General features: G+C 59.2%; 10 protein-coding genes. 4 read left to right on the top strand and 6 right to left on the bottom strand.

From position 1 onward, the window contains the following. Positions 1-100 precede the first annotated feature (100 nt). Positions 101-1,819 carry a GMC oxidoreductase gene (locus AC13QY_RS07020; RefSeq protein WP_488493046.1) on the top strand — a complete coding sequence of 573 codons (1,719 nt, stop codon included), beginning with the start codon at positions 101-103 and terminating at the stop codon, positions 1,817-1,819. Between the two features lie 86 nt (positions 1,820-1,905). On the opposite strand, the gene AC13QY_RS07015 is transcribed toward AC13QY_RS07020, so the two are convergent. Both AC13QY_RS07015 and AC13QY_RS07010 read right to left on the bottom strand, forming a co-directional pair. After that, positions 1,906-2,742, bottom strand: coding sequence for a methyltransferase, TIGR04325 family (locus AC13QY_RS07015; protein WP_488493045.1), 837 nt, complete (start codon positions 2,740-2,742; stop codon positions 1,906-1,908). Positions 2,743-2,781: 39 nt separating this feature from the next. Continuing rightward, a complete protein-coding gene (locus AC13QY_RS07010; RefSeq protein ID WP_488493044.1) occupies positions 2,782-4,332 on the bottom strand; it encodes an oligosaccharide flippase family protein in 1,551 nt (516 codons plus the stop codon). Positions 4,333-4,568: 236 nt separating this feature from the next. Between AC13QY_RS07010 and AC13QY_RS07005 the strand changes: the two genes are divergently transcribed. After that, a complete protein-coding gene (locus AC13QY_RS07005; RefSeq protein ID WP_162718440.1) occupies positions 4,569-4,742 on the top strand; it encodes a hypothetical protein in 174 nt (57 codons plus the stop codon). On the opposite strand, the gene AC13QY_RS07000 is transcribed toward AC13QY_RS07005, so the two are convergent. The 4 genes from AC13QY_RS07000 to AC13QY_RS06985 all read right to left on the bottom strand — a co-directional run bounded on the left by AC13QY_RS07000 (position 4,732) and on the right by AC13QY_RS06985 (position 11,424). Then, positions 4,732-5,424 (bottom strand): sugar transferase, encoded by a 693-nt coding sequence (locus AC13QY_RS07000; RefSeq protein ID WP_069615122.1) that lies wholly within the window; start codon positions 5,422-5,424, stop codon positions 4,732-4,734. The genes AC13QY_RS07005 and AC13QY_RS07000 overlap by 11 nt on opposite strands. A gap of 132 nt (positions 5,425-5,556) precedes the next feature. Next, positions 5,557-6,864, bottom strand: a complete 1,308-nt coding sequence (locus tag AC13QY_RS06995; protein ID WP_488493043.1) for a glycosyltransferase family 4 protein — start codon at positions 6,862-6,864, stop codon at positions 5,557-5,559. A gap of 4 nt (positions 6,865-6,868) precedes the next feature. Continuing rightward, positions 6,869-10,126, bottom strand: coding sequence for a nucleotide-binding protein (locus tag AC13QY_RS06990; RefSeq protein WP_488493042.1), 3,258 nt, complete (start codon positions 10,124-10,126; stop codon positions 6,869-6,871). Positions 10,127-10,155: 29 nt separating this feature from the next. Beyond that, on the bottom strand, positions 10,156-11,424 hold the full coding sequence (locus AC13QY_RS06985; RefSeq protein WP_488493041.1) for a polysaccharide biosynthesis/export family protein: 1,269 nt from the start codon (positions 11,422-11,424) through the stop codon (positions 10,156-10,158). A gap of 381 nt (positions 11,425-11,805) precedes the next feature. Here AC13QY_RS06985 and AC13QY_RS06980 point away from each other — a divergent pair, with 381 nt between their 5' ends. Both AC13QY_RS06980 and AC13QY_RS06975 read left to right on the top strand, forming a co-directional pair. Further along, positions 11,806-12,993 carry a glycosyltransferase gene (locus AC13QY_RS06980; protein ID WP_488493040.1) on the top strand — a complete coding sequence of 396 codons (1,188 nt, stop codon included), beginning with the start codon at positions 11,806-11,808 and terminating at the stop codon, positions 12,991-12,993. Positions 12,994-13,380: 387 nt separating this feature from the next. Next, a complete protein-coding gene (locus tag AC13QY_RS06975) occupies positions 13,381-15,084 on the top strand; it encodes a putative bifunctional diguanylate cyclase/phosphodiesterase (RefSeq protein WP_488493039.1) in 1,704 nt (567 codons plus the stop codon). Positions 15,085-15,107: the final 23 nt, after the last annotated feature.

Genomic DNA, 15,107 nt, shown 5'->3' with positions numbered 1-15,107 from the left:
TCCGAAATCGGTAGATATCGCGCCCGCCTATGCCAATCGAACAGTTATCCGCATGCTCGCGATGCTGGTAAAAACTGGGAAAACGAGCGGGAAAACGATCATGATAACCAGTGACTTGAGATCTATGCCGGAAGGGATTGAAATACATGCCGATATTGCGATCGTCGGTGGCGGACCGGCCGGAATTGCGATCGCCCGCGAGTTGGTCGATACCCGCATTCGCGTCATTGTCATCGAGAGCGGCGGCCAGGATTACGAGGCGGAAATACAGGCGCTGAATTCCGTCGAGAACATTGGCGAGCCATTCGTGTCGGCGAATGCCGTGCCTGAAGGACGGGGCTATACCGGCGGATTGGCATGGCTGAACGATGTTCCCGCATTCGAGTTGCGAAATCGCATGCTTGGCGGCAGCAGCCATACCTGGATCGGCAAATGCGCCGCCTTCGATGACATCGATTTCCTGAACCGACCGTGGCTGCCGCTCTCCGGCTGGCCTATCGATCGCGGGCAGCTGCTGCCTGCTCTCGATCGTGCCGGCGAATTGCTCAACCTCGGGCCGAACCTCTACGATGAACGCCTTTTTGCGCTGCTTCATTCACGCCCGAACGATCTTGGCCTGGACAAGCGGCTTCTGAAACCTTTCTTCTGGCAATTCAGCCACATGCGCCATCCGCGTGCCGAGCCGACGCGCTTTGCCCGACTTGCTGGCGATATCACTGCCGCGAACATAAGCTTCCTGACGCATGCCACGGTGACCGAGATCAATGTCGACAGCCAGGGCCGTCGGGCGACCTCGCTCAATCTCCGGAGCGCCATCGGCCGCAGCGCGACTGTCCGTGCAAACACGATCGTTCTTTGCGGTGGGGGCGTCGAGAATGCACGCCTGCTCCTCGCATCCAATTCCCTTCTGCCGGCGGGCATAGGCAATGAGCATGATGTTGTCGGCCGCTATCTCTGCGACCACCCCCGAACATCGCTCTGCCGCTTCACGGGACGCGACATCGATGCGATCGCACGTCATTTCAATTTCTATGGCCTCAGCCACGAGGGGCGCACGCATTTCTATCTCAGGGGCCTGTCCTTAAGTCCGGAAATTCAGGCATATGAAGGCCTTACCAACTGCGCCGCCTATCCGGTGCAGCTCCATGCTCGGGATGATCCCTGGGCGGCGCTGAAGCGCTTGACGAAGGGGGCGGGCAAGACCGTCATGGGAGATCTTGCGACAGTCGCGAGATCGGCTGATATGATCAGCTCGGGGCTCTACGAACGCCTCGTGCGCAAGCGCGGCCTGCCGCATCGCTCGACGGAATTGCGCTTCGACGTCATGGTCGAGCAACAGCTCGATCCCGAAAGTCGTATCATGCTCGCCCAACGGCGCGATCGCTTCGACCAGCCATTGCCGCGGGTCAACTGGAAAATCGGCCAACGCGAAATAGCCAGTGTCAAACGGCTTGCAGGATTGATCTCGAAAGAATTCGTTCGCGTTGGATTACCGAAACCAATGCTGCCGGATTGGATCGCGGCGAGGGAGAACACCCAGCCCGTCTTCATGGATATGGCTCACCCTTCCTGCACCACCCGCATGGGAACCGATCCGCGAACGAGCGTCGTCGATACCAATGCCATGATTCACGGCATCGATGGCTTGTTTGTTGCCGGCAGCTCGGTCTTCCCGACGCCGGGCCACGCCAATCCGACGCTGATGCTACTCGCCTTGGCTATCCGCCTTGCCGATCACCTCAAGCAACGGCACGCGTCCAAGCAATCGCACAGACCGGATCATCGGAACGAAGCGGACCTATCGCTCCATCGCGGCTAAAACCTTCCGCTCGAATCGCGAAAATGCTCCGGCCTTTTTGCGCGATTCCCGACGGAAAACCGCTATGCACTTTTCCCGGAATTATCCTAGCCCAGCCGAAAATAGAAACCGGCGCTCTCGCTACGGCCGAGTTCCGGGTGCGTGTCTATGGAGTGGGACAGGGAGGGAATGGACCAGCGGTCGACCTGCTTGTAGCCGAGCTTTGCGATATCGTCGATGAAGTCCGCCTCGTTGCGCATGTGATAGGGGACATAGGACCTGCCGATGCGTTCCAGCGTGACGACCGTGCCGCCCTTGCGGAGCGCAACCTTGTTGAGGATCAGGTGCCGCGGCCGCGAACGCATTTGCGATAGCAGTCCGGATAGCGGCATATCGAGATACTGCATCAACCCCGATCCAAGCAACAACGGCATCTCGCCGGCGTCTGCGATCCGATCGACAAAGGACAGGCTCTTCAGGCCTTCCTTTTCGGCAAGGCTCTGCCCGGCGCGGACGATGGCCGGCAGATCGTAGACGACCCAGCGAAAGGCGCCGTCGAGCGGCAGCAGGGGACGGAAGGCGCGATATTTCGTGCCCATATGCCCACCGGCGTCGACGAGGCCATCGATCTCGTGCAGCAAATTGCGGACCCAGAACAGCACCGGATAATCCCAGGGGGCTACCTCACACATTTTGGCGAAGGCGACGGTCGCGATCTCATCGTGATCGTAGCCGGCCATGGTCTGCCTGCGGGCGGCGGCCATGGCGGCGTCATAGGTGTCATAGGCGCCGGTAAACCGCCGTGGAAAGGGCAAGAGATAATTCAGCCGTCCTCTGGCAAGGCGCAGTGGCGAAAGCCCTTGAGCGGCCGCCTGTGCGGCGCTCTTCAAGGCCGAGCGCGCATGTGCCGACCATGACACATTGGATTGCAACGAAGCCGTCATCCTGCATCCCCCTATCTCAATCCATCCTGTCGTTGCCGGTCACCGCCTGCCCGAGAGAATCGAAACCGCACCTCCGCTCATCTTCTCCAGAGCAAGTAACGTGCAGATATAGATTGCTCCGCCCGAGACCACCTGCAGCAGTACGGTCAGCACGCGCTGCATGCTGAGCGATCCGGCGAAATAGCCGAGCCCGTAAACCGCTGACGCCATCAACACGACGGCAATGGCAAGATAACCGCTCTTGCGCAGCACACGCCCCCACCGAAGGCCGCCATAGTTCTTTTGCAGGTGCATCGATGTTAAAAAGGAGATCAACGACGCCAGACACTGTCCCCAGGCGGCAGCGGCCACGCCGAAAGGCGCCAGAAGCAGGATCAGGGAGACGGAGACCACCGCATTCAACAGCAGGGTGGGAGGCATGCGCCTGATATTGCCCGACAGTGATAGCAGGGCTTCCGTGACGTAGCCCGGCATCAACAGGATCTGTTTTATCGACAGGATCGCGACCACAATCGCCGCTGGCGCCCATTTTTCGCCGAGGACGATGTCGATCAAATCGGACGATATGAGCGAAAGGCCGAGATAGATCGGCGTCGAAATTGCCATGAGAACCGTCATGAAGATCGTTGCGGAAGGACCGGCGTCGCGAATCTGCCTTCCGTCCGCTCCGATCACGATCGCGGCGCGGCGAAACAAGGTCCAGGCCAGCATTCGCGCTGGTTCGCCGATGAGTTCGGAAAATGCCGCGACGATACGTTCCGCGACACGATAATAACCTGCCTCCGCGAGGCCCAGAAAGCTGCCGATCGCTAGCGTCCCGGAATAGGATCGCAGAAAGAGGATCAGCCGGTTCGACAGGATATGGCTGGAAAATTCGAGAATCTCGCGCGCGAAAGGCCAGGTGAGATGCAGCTTGGGACGCCAGCCAAGCACGGCCACCGAGCCGGCAAGACAAACGAGCTGCGAAACGAGCCGGCCGGCCGCGAGCGAAAACACGTTCCAGCCGAGCCACAGCCCAAGCATCGTAGCGCCAAGCCCGGCAATTTCGCTTGCTATCCGGATGGTGGCCTGCTTGCGCAGCAGGCCACGTGCGACCAACAACCCATCATAAACCGCGTAAAGCGACGATGGCAAAAACCAGCAGCTGAAGAGAACGAGGAGAAGCGCTTCATGCGGCCTGCCGAAAAGGAGCCAGGCAATGGCGGAGGCAAGCAGCCCGACGATCGTCACGAGCACCCCGGCGACGATCGAAAGCGTGCCGATCTGGTCGAGCTCGCGCTCCGTACACTCGGCCTTCATGACGAACTCGCCCCATCCGCCTTCTGAGATCACGACGAGCATGACGACAATAGCGGAACTGAACGCGTAGAGACCGAATTCGGCCGATTCCAGCACACGGGCGGCGACGAGGAATATGAGAAGCTGGACGACCTGAGATACGACTTTCGAAACGAGCGTCGAGGCTCCATCGCCGACGATCGCGGGCATGCGGGCGCGTAGCCAGTAACGTATGCTCGTCCAGACGGCACGCTTGGGGCGAAGCGGAAAGTTATCCATCAGCGCACCGTCGCGGCAAGTAAATACGAGCATAGGCGGCCTTCGCATCGCCCGGTTGAGAAATCCCATTGAAGTGTAACATGATAATCCACAGTTGTTTCCAGCCTTGCACCAGATAAAGTCTATAGTGTTCCCATTCAGGACATGATTCCGTGCAATGAAGCGCTGCCTGCAAGCGGGGTGCGCCGGAATTATTCGATTTTGCATCAGAGAAATTATTACCCTGAACGTCAGGGCCCGATGAAAGTTCTCGGCAATAGAAGAGGGGCTTGCCGGCAATCGTCATGAAACACCACGCAGAGCCGCTTATGAAAGACGAAAACCATGATCGCATCGCCCCGGAACGGCCGGGTGGATTGCGCCAGAAACTTTTACTTCGTTGGATTCTGGTGATTTTCTGCCTTGTCGTCTGGATTGCCGTAGCCGCTTTTTTCATTTGGTGAGACGTTCTTTTTCGTTGCGTGCGAGCAGCACGACGCCAACCGTTTTTACGAGAATTGCAAAATCGGTGCGCAAGGAACGGCTATGGAAGTAATCCAGATCGAACTGGATACGCTCCTCGTAAGTCGTATCGGCATGGCGGTTGACCTGCCAGAGGCCCGTGATCCCCGGCCGCAGCCCCAGATAACAATAGAGATTGGCTCCATAGCGATCGAGCTCCGCGGCAACGACAGGTCGAGGTCCGACCAGGCTCATCTCACCGCGCTGAACGTTCACCAGTTGTGGTAGCTCGTCGGCGCTGCTCATGCGCAGGTATTTCCCGAGCCAGTGCACGCGAGGGTCGTTCGTCAGCTTCTGTGTCGATAGCCACTCCTGCTTTCGCGTTTCGTCACGTGCCAGCAGCTCCGCCAGCTGCCGATCGGCATCCTTGCGCATCGTGCGGAATTTCAGGCAGTCGAACGGGCGTCCATCGCGGCCGACGCGCGTATGGCGATAGATGACGGGGCGGCCGTCGACCAGAAGCAATGCAATCGCGATGACAAGCAGCGCCGGCGCCAGAAACAACAGCCCGAGCCCAGAAAGAACAAGGTCGACAATACGCTTGGCGCGTCCCCTTCGTTCCGCCCGCTTCGCCTCGCGGCGAGATCGCTCGCGATGGGCAATGCTGTCAAAAGTCGATAACATCTTCCGGACCCCTCACCACCATCATGCTTCCTTCAAAGGCTGCCAGCTGCCCCAATCCTTGACAATTGACCCTGCGGACATTGGGTTAGTCCCATTGGCGTAGGACGCCGGACACAGAGCTACCCACAAGCCTCAGCCCGCTTCGTCGATCAGTCGATGAGCGGCTGAAAAGTCGTCGTTCAAGGTCGACCGCAAGTTCGTTCTGGCAGCGTTTGCGCGGTCGAGAACACGATCGTACAGGGTAAGCAATGCGTCGCGCCATGAGACAGGTGTGTGCGCCAGCTCGCCTGATCGGCGGAGGCAATTCACGCTCATCCGTCGAAGAAGTATGTCATCGATGGCAAGCCGGCGCATTCCGCTTGCCAGCGTTTCCACCTTGCCGCCCTGAAAGGTCAGTCCGCATCCGAGCATCGCAAGTTCGTCGCCGAGAAGCGCGGTATCCGGCAAGATCACCGGTATGCCGCTCGTCACGGCCTCGAGCGCCGCCAATCCGAAAGGTTCCGGCACCCGGGAGGAAATGACGAGGGCGCGCGCGTCGCAAAGGATGTTCCGCATCTCACTCTTGGATTTCCAGCCGTGAATGACGACTTCGGGAAAGTCCCGCTCCAGCCGACCGCGGCCGGCGCCATCGCCTATGATCTGCAGCTTTCCACCGGCAAGCCGCGCCGCGATCGCGGCATCTTCAAATCCCTTTTCCGGCTCCAGCCGACCAACAAAGAAGAAATCGCGCTTCTTCCATGGCTTCGTAGGATGATCGAGGAAGGGTTCGACCGGATTGCGGATTGTCTCGATATTGCCCATGTTGATCCGGCCGCGGGCGAAGTATTCGCGCATACGTTGATGTACGACGATGATATTGGCGGCAAATTGCTGGATGGGGTAATAATGCTCCCTCACCATCTGGCGGGCCGATCTCCAGATCTTCTCGTGATAGCCGCGCTTGTCGCAGTTTGTCGCCAGACAGCCGAGCGACATCGGCGTCAGAGGGCAGACCTGGCTTCTCCGGTAATTGGCAAATCCTCCGTTCGGGCACGAGAGGAAATAGTCATGAGCGTGCAGGACGACTCGGTCCCGAACCGGCCATAGGGCGCGGAAAATCGACGGCGATAGGATCTTCGACCAGCCGTGGACATGATAAATAGTGCCCTTGGTATCGACGCGCGACATGAGAGCGCTCAAGCCTTCATAGGCCCGATGGCTATAAAGACCGCTGGCAAGTGCGCTGAGACGCGGCTGCTGCGTTAGCGGCTGTGCGGCCAGATTGATGGTGTCGGCCGCTGGCTGTTCGGAGCCGGCGCCATCGCCGGCGAAGTAGGTCACGGCCACCCCGGCTTCCTGCAGCAAAGTGGCCGAGAGCATCGCCAGATTCGATGCTCCGCCTATCTTGGCGGAGCGGTCGTTGATGATGACGACACGATCGAGGTCGGATGAGCGTGCCACCGGATTATTCCAGCGCTTCGATGTTTTGGGGCGCCAACCTGCCCTTGAGGAGATCGCGAAGCGCGATGACATTGCCCTTAAGGCGGCCCTTACGGTCGACCCACGGCTCCGGTCGCCAGACCTTGACGAGGTTAGCCGCGAGATTGCGGCCGATCTGCATTGTTGCCTGCGGCACGCTCATCGTGCGCTTGCGCATGAGATAGAGCGGGTTGGCTATTTGCGAATAGCCGAGACGAACACCACCCGGTCGGCCACCTTTCGTGCCGAGATGAACGCCTTCGAGTTGCTTGACGCTCACGACCTGGCCGTAATGGGCCACGAGTCTGCTGAAATCGACATCCTCGAGCCAGCCATAGAAGGGCAGGTTCTCGTCGAAACGCAGGGCCGCGGCTTTGACGATGGCCATGCGGATCGCCATGTTGCAGCCATAGGCATTGTAAACAGATCGGATTTGCATCGAGGGCTCGGAGCGGCGGCGGCGCTCCGTGCCCACCAATCGTAAGCCGTCACGAACGGAAATGCCCGGTCCGGTAATGCCGTCGGCCAGGACCGTGCCGGTGCACATGGCGACATCCGGCTGCAGCTGAAACAGTCGTTCCGTTTCCTCGATATAGGCAGGCGTCATCAGAAAATCGTCATCGAGGAAAAGGACGATATCCGCGTCCTGAACGCTGTCGAGAATGCGATTGCGTTGACGGCAGAGCCCGCGCTCGCTGATAAGCACCCGCACGGGAATGTCGAGATTTCTGAGGCAGCTCGGATCGATGTCTTCCGGCGAGGAAAGGCAGACGACGATCTCGTCCGGCTTCCGGGTTTGGCTGCCAACATGGGGGAGGATGGACGACAGGATATCGCGGCGGCCGGAGCTTGCGACACCGAGCGTGATCTTCAAGGGCCGGCCCGTTACGCTGCCCCTAAGTCGTCGCGCCGACGCGCGCACCTGGCGACGATCCTGACGGCGGCGCCAAAGACGCTTGTCCTGACGGTGGCGCCTCTCATGGCTGCGGTTGGCGATGATGCCGAGAATATTGATCGTTGTCGTGCCAAAGCTTGCCAGCGCGTCCGATAACCTCTCCACCGTCATCTTGTTCGTCTGCCCGACGACGACGACAATGCCCTCGAGATAGGTGCAGATGACGCGGGTATCGGCAGAATCCTCGAAGGCAGACATATCGACGATGACGACCTTGTATCGCCGGCGCAACAAGTCGATCTCAGCCTTTAGCGCGGGCAGATGCCCATAGCGCTGAAAAGCGGTCACGGATTTTTCGGTCTCGTCGACGGTGACGACCGGGACGCCACCATGGGCCTGCATGACTTCCGCCTCGGGCTCATGCTCGGCCTTCGCGACAAGCAGGCCGCCTTCATGGGCGACGGCATATCGGCGCGGCGCATCGTTGATGCTCAAGGCCTCCATGCCGAAATCCGTGCCGGCTTCGGTGACCACGCAGCTCAGTCTCGCATTGAGAAAGTCGGCGTCGACGAGCACAACGGATGCACCTTCATGCTGATAGAGCTGCGCGAGATTGGTCGCGATCGTGGTCTTGCCTTCGCCGGTGCCGACCGAGGTGATGCCGATCACCATGGGTGCGTTCGGCGGAAATGCGGAATCGATCGAGTGCTTGACGCCACGCAAGGCTTCCGAAAATTGTGAATAGGGCGTATCGAGCACGGATCTCAACGGCAGCATCGTTCGTCGCCAGCCGGCGTTGGCGGCCGCCATTCTTCCCGGCAGGAAGGACGGGCTCATGTAGACGGGCACGTGGCCAAGAGAGCTGATCCCCAATTCCCGCCGCAGCTTTTCACTGGAGCTGACGCGGCGATCCAGGCCGTCCCGCAAGAGCGCCGCCATGACACCGGCCGCAAGGCCGAGCATGGCCGTGAAGGGCAGGACGAAGGAGGACTTCGGCCAGCTCTTTGCTAGCGGCACGGCGGCCGCGGTCACGACACGAACATTGCCAAGTGGAAACGATTCCTTTTGCAGCGCGCCAATCAGCTGCTGCAGGATGCTTTCATACATCCGTCGGTAGGTGGTGGCGCGGCTTTCCATCTCCGACAGCTCCACCCTTGCCAGATTCTTGTCCGTTCCGGCGTCCTTAAGCGACGCCAATTCATCGCTGAGCAGCTTCTCGCGGGTTTGGGCGACTTCCAGATTTACCTTGTAGACTGCCTGGATACGCTCGAACTCCTTGCGCATATCTCCCTTTATTCGATCGATTTCCTGCTGCGCGGCAATGATGGCGGGATTATCGGCATCATATCTGCCGGTAAGGTTGTTCAATTTGATTGTCGCAGCTCCGAGATCCTCCTGCAGCTTCTGTATGCGCGGATTGTTCATCGTCTCATCGACATCGCCTTCGACTTTACCACCCGACATCAGCTGGTTGAGTGTCGCGAGCTTGGCTGATTCGGCCGCCGTCTGTGCCTTGGCCGCGACTGCCTGACTACTGATCTCCGATAATTGCTGCTGATCGAGGGAGGACGACGTGCTGATCTCCATGATGCCGTTTTTAGCGCGAAACTCCTCGACATTCATCGCCGCCTCGCGAGCCTGTCGTCCGACTTCGATCAAACGTGTCTCCAGCCATTTGGCCCCACTTTGCGCTGCCGATGCCCGTTCCGACAGGCCGGTGCTGATATAGGCCTCTGCAATCGCGTTCGCCGCCAGAGCCGCCTTTTGCGGATCGACCGAACTATATCCGATCTCAAGAATGTAGGACTGGCCAACGCGGGTAACCTCGACCCTGGAGAGGAAGGAGGCCATGGTGCGGCGCATGAGATCATCCTCCGTGGTTTCTACTTTCGCGCTGCCATCATCGCCGTGCTTGAAGTAGCTGAAGAGTGCGCGCAGCTTGTCATGCAGCGTCGCCTGCCAGGACATGCCGCCGACTATTTCCGGATCTTCCGTGAGATTGAGTTTCTGCACGACCGCGCGCGCGATCGCCTCGGATTTGACGATCTCGACCTGGCTCGCGATTTCCGCCGCCTCGATGATGACCGTTCCGGTGAAGGCGTCCTGCGAGACGATGCGTCCCTGGTCTGGATCCATGACGAGCCGCGTGGTCGCCAAATAGACCGGCTGGGTGGTCGCCATGTAGAAGCCGCCGATGCCGAGACCCGCCCCCGTAAACAGTGCGAAGATCATCCAGTGGCGCTGCAGGAAACGCCAGACGTCACGAAAGGAGATATATTCGCTGCCCCCTGTCCCCTTGGCGCTCGAAGGAATGCTGCGCAAGCCCTTACCGATCTCGTGAATTGCCATGATTGTCGCCCCACATTGCTCGCTTATCACTATTGAGATTGGCCGGTATCGGCAGACGAAAGCGCCGTGCCGTCCAGGCTTCCGGAAATATTGTAGCGCACATCCAGAACGTCCCCCGGCTGCAGCACGGTCGCTTCCGATGCCTTGATCGCATTGGCCTCGTCGCCGTTGCGGGTGATCCAGTATTCCATCGGCTGGAGATCGAGCGCCTTCATGCTCTGACTCCTCGAAAGCGAAGCGCCCGAAAGCTGCAGAAGTTGCAGCGTCGTGTTTCGCTTTAGTTTGGTATCCTCGATTTCGGTCTCGGTAGTCTGCAGCAGTTGGCCGGCATCGGTCTTGCGCTGACCCTTGAGATTGAGCGCGTCACGTTCGGTCTCGCTCAGCTTCTGCTTTGCCTGCATCGAAGCAACGACAAGATCCAGCTTGCCTGCCTGCATCTCGGCGACGATCCGCTCCAGCGAGGTTTTCCGCGAGGTGGTCAAAATCTTCGTGTCGACCAGCTTGGAAATGTCGCTCAACTCGTCCTGCGCGATCTTCACCTGCTCGTCCTGCGACGACATTTTCTCATCAAGGATGTTGATTTCGTTGCGCAGCAGCACTTCCAGATCGGCGGCGGCGGCGAGTTGCTGACGCAGAGCATCCGCCCTGGCATTGAACAGGTCTACTTCGCTCGTCATGATCTGCCAGATGGCCGATCCCTCGGGAGCGGCCTTGATCTCCGGCGGGAATGTGATCGCCGGCTGATCGTTGAGTTCGGCCATCAGGCGGGCCCGCCGGGCGCCGAGCTGCTTCAGCTGCAGCTCCATCCGGCTGATCTCGCCGGCATAGCTGACCTGCTGCGCCTCCGAGTAGTCACCGGTCTGGCTGGACCGACGCTCACGCCCACCCGCCATGGCAACCGCCTGCTTCACCGTCAGGCCGGGCCTGAACTCCAGCTCGCTCGGCTTTTCGACAGCGCCGGACACGTAGATCATCGGATATTTGACCACCTCGACCGAAGCGGTCGGTGCAAGCGCCAGACCGGTGATCTGCTTCAGCTTGTCGCCGATTTCGGCGCTGATGTCCTCGACGGTCTTGTCGCCGACCCGCATTTCTCCGATCATCGGAATTGAGATCGAACCCGATTGCGACACGACATATTCGCCGTTCAGCGCCGTCCATTCCTTGTATTCGCCGGTTGCGGCGATCCATTCGACGATGGCGACCTTGATCCGCGCCTGAGGTCCAACACGATAGGCGTCGGCGGCCGCAGCACTCGCCATGCCATGCATCGCCACGCCGGAAAGAAGCAACGCCATCAACCAGGGCGCCATCAATCGAGATGGCCTGGAGATGGAATAGTAAGCCGAAGCGCACACTCTGGACATGAGTCGAAATCTCGCTTTCTTGATCGCTTGCGCCATCACACGGAAAAGGCGCCATGGAGCGAGATCAGCAGCTGAACGCATAACGTGTAAATCCCCTACCGAAGCAACAGGGCTTATCATTTCTGGCAGGGAGGTAGGCGACGCAGCCGTCTCTTGGTCGGATGGGCATATCCTTGTGTGCAGGCACATACCGGCAGCTAAATCTTTTGGTCACTCGCTTCGGCCATTTGTATGCCGCGCTGAACCGATGTAGGCCCTGTCGCAAAAGTTGCCGGCTGCCCAATGTTGTTTCGACCCATGGAGGGAAGAGCAATGCGGGTAGCGATCGTGCATTATTGGCTGGTATCGATGCGCGGCGGAGAAAAAGTGGTCGAGGCGCTCTGCGACATGTATCCGGACGCCGATATCTTCACTCTCGTCTATGATGAAAGCCGTGTCTCCGAGAAGATTCGCAGGCACAAGATTTTCACCTCCTTCCTTCAGCGGATTCCGGGTGCCGCCAAGACCTACCAATCGCTCTTGCCGCTGATGCCCTTCGCGTTGGAGAGCTTCGACCTCACGGGCTATGATCTGATCATTTCCAGCGAATCCGGCCCGGCCAAGGGTATCATCCCGTCGCCGCGGGCAACGCATATCTGCTATTGCCATTCCCCCATGCGTTATCTTTGGGATCACTATCACTTCTATCGATCCCATGCGGGCCTCGCATCCCGGCTCATGTTGCCGATGCTGGCGCCGATGCTGCGCTCCTGGGACGTCAATACGAGCATGCGCGTCGACCGCTTCGTCGCCAACTCGCATCATGTCTGCGACCGCATCGGCAAGTATTATCGGCGGCCCGCGACCGTGGTCTATCCACCCGTCAATGTCGATGACTTCACGCCGGCGCCATCGACCGAGGATTTTTATCTCTGCGCCGGCCAGTTGGTTCCCTACAAGCGGATTGATCTGGCGGTGAAGGCTTTTACCCGGATGAATCGCCAATTGGTCGTCATCGGCGAAGGCAGCGAAGCGGAGGGGCTCAGACGTATCGCCGGTCCCTCGATCACTTTTCTCGGCCGGACCCCATTTCCAATATTGAGAGAAAAGCTCGCGCGCTGCCGTGCGCTGGTCTTTCCCGGCGAGGAGGACTTTGGCATGGTTCCGGTGGAAGCGATGGCCAGCGGGCGACCCGTTATCGCTTACGGAAGTGGCGGAGCGCTGGAAACGGTCGCGCCGGGAGTGACTGGCATTCTCTTCGACCAGCAGTCCGTCGATGCGCTGATCAAGGCCGTGATCGATTTCGAGGCCATGCAGCACCGCTTTCACCCGGAAACACTGCAAGCGCATGCGGAACAGTTCAGTCCCCGCAAATTCACCGCGAGCATGCAAGCGATCATCAATGAGGAGTTGCTTATTCGCAAGGCCGCAAGGCTTCGCAGCCACCCTGCCGTTCAAGGGGGCCGCGAAGCGCAATTGCCGGTCCTTGCGATGGAGCCGCAAAGCAGGACACTTCAGTAGAAGGCGGCGGGACTGCGACCACTGGCGTCGATCGGAAAAGAGGACGCTCCATGAATCAACCATGGAGCCATCGAAATCACCCGATGGAAGCACTGCAATCTAAACGCATCGTGCGATCTGGGAGTACAATCTTCTAGCAGTCAAAATGAAACAGATAATATCGCCGCGGTCGATTTAATCTGCACCTGTTTTAGCAGTCATTGCTAAATATGAAGACCTCGTAATATATTCGCTTAAAGCGGCTGTCACGTTCTGGTAAGTTACGACTTGCGCCCGCATGATCGATGAGACTGCGATTGTTGATGCGCACGCTCCGATGCGAACGGACCAGTTGAAACTGAACAATGGCCGGATTTTGTTTGACCGGCTTGGGGAGGACGAGGCCATATGCCTGAGAACCGAGTGGATCGGTCGCAGCAAATTCCATATGAGTCCGAATCCGACAACGGTTTAGAGGCGGTTATTTCGCTTTGGAACCTCGATCTCAAACTGCTCGACTCCTCTAAGGGATTCAAAGAGCATATCGGCCTTCCCACCCGGAACAAGGTGACATTGTGGGAGGCCTATCCGGCACTTGCAAAACCGGCGCTTGCCGAGCTCATTCGTCAGGTAATCGATACAGGTGAAGCTCGCACGATCGCGCTCGACGATCCGAGGCGAGGAAAACGCAACGTTGTCGTCTCCTACATTCGAGTGGGCCTCCTGATCATCGAAACCAATGAGGCAATTTCGAATGGAAACCTGCCATCCGACGATGGTGAAAAAGCGCGGCTGATCCATCAGGCAACACACGACGCGTTGACCGGATTGCCCAATCGCCGCCAATTCAGTGCCGCGCTCGCGCAGCTCCTTCCGGCGAGCGGCAAGATCGGGCCGGCGCTGATGCAGCTCGATCTCGATGACTTCAAGCCCGTCAACGACACGCTCGGCCACGGTGCCGGCGACATCGTGCTGAAACTCGCCGCCGAACGAATCAAGGAAGCGCTCGGCGAGGGCGGAACGGTCTACCGTCTCGCCGGCGACGAATTCGCCATCATCCAGGTCGGACCGCAGCGTGCCTTCGAGGCGGAACGATTGGCAGACGCGCTGGTGAGCGAATTCAAGAAGCCGTTCACGGTCAACGGCATCTCTCTGTTCGTCGGCGTGAGCGTCGGCATTGCAATTGCGCCGCGCGACGGCAACGAGGGCGAACAGCTGATGAAGGCTGCCGATGTCGCCCTTTATGCCGCCAAGAAAGAGGGACGAAGGCGGGCGCGGACTTTCGATCCGGCCATGCTGATCGTGGTCGAACAAAGGGAGCTGCTGCGACGAAGCCTGCGCGTGGCACTGCAACGTGACGAGTTCTTCATCGAATATCAGCCGCTGGTGGAGTCTTCGTCCCATATAGTCGGCTTCGAGGCGCTGCTGCGCTGGCGGCATCCGACCCTCGGGATCATTCCGCCGGCCGCTTTCATTCCCATGGCCGAAGCCGACGGCCTGATGCGCGAAATCGGTCAGTGGATGCTGGAAGAAGCCTGCCGCGAGGCCTTGGCATGGCCGGCGCACTATACGCTCGCAGTCAACCTTTCTCCGGCGGAATTCCTGACGCCGGGCCTGACCGATCGCATCTCCCAAACGCTCGATATCGTCGGATTTCCAGCCGAGCGCCTGGAGCTGGAAATCACCGAAGGCGTGCTTCTGGAACGCACGACCAACAATCTGGATACGCTGAACACGCTGAACGTGCTCGGCATCCAGATTTCCCTCGATGACTTCGGCACGGAATATTCCTCGCTCAGCTATCTCAAGAATTTTCCCTTCGATACGATCAAGATCGATCGCTACTTCATCAGGGATATTTTGCAGGACGGCAAAAGCCAAGCCATTGTGCGCTCCGTGATCGGGCTCGCCCACGGTCTGGACATGCGGGTGACCGCGGAAGGCGTCGAAACGCAGCAACAGGCCGCCTGGCTCCGGGAAGAAGGCTGCGACCGCCTGCAAGGCTATAGCATCAGCCCTCCGCTCAGCGCCGATAAGCTCGATGATTTCATAAGGCGGGGTGCGCGCACTCAACCGGCCACCACATTCGACGAATATCACGCCAGCCCGTGAATTTCGCATTTCATTCGGGAATT

This window comes from Martinezella sp. CNPSo 3795, from assembly GCF_057784475.1.
The sequence above is the reverse complement of the archived record's forward strand: the minus strand, read 5'-3'. Positions and strand labels throughout refer to the sequence as shown.

Bases quoted from the DNA above. Each gene is read 5' to 3' on its own strand.
- AC13QY_RS06985 (WP_488493041.1), bottom strand. From the start codon at position 11,424: ATGGCGTTGCTTCTTTCCGGCGTGGCGATGCATGGCATGGCGAGTGCT.
- AC13QY_RS07010 (WP_488493044.1), bottom strand. From the start codon at position 4,332: ATGCTCGTATTTACTTGCCGCGACGGTGCGCTGATGGATAACTTTCCG.
- AC13QY_RS07000 (WP_069615122.1), bottom strand. From the start codon at position 5,424: ATGTTATCGACTTTTGACAGCATTGCCCATCGCGAGCGATCTCGCCGC.
- AC13QY_RS06975 (WP_488493039.1), top strand. From the start codon at position 13,381: ATGCCTGAGAACCGAGTGGATCGGTCGCAGCAAATTCCATATGAGTCC.
- AC13QY_RS06980 (WP_488493040.1), top strand. From the start codon at position 11,806: ATGCGGGTAGCGATCGTGCATTATTGGCTGGTATCGATGCGCGGCGGA.
- AC13QY_RS07015 (WP_488493045.1), bottom strand. From the start codon at position 2,742: ATGACGGCTTCGTTGCAATCCAATGTGTCATGGTCGGCACATGCGCGC.
- AC13QY_RS06990 (WP_488493042.1), bottom strand. From the start codon at position 10,126: ATGGCAATTCACGAGATCGGTAAGGGCTTGCGCAGCATTCCTTCGAGC.
- AC13QY_RS07020 (WP_488493046.1), top strand. From the start codon at position 101: ATGATAACCAGTGACTTGAGATCTATGCCGGAAGGGATTGAAATACAT.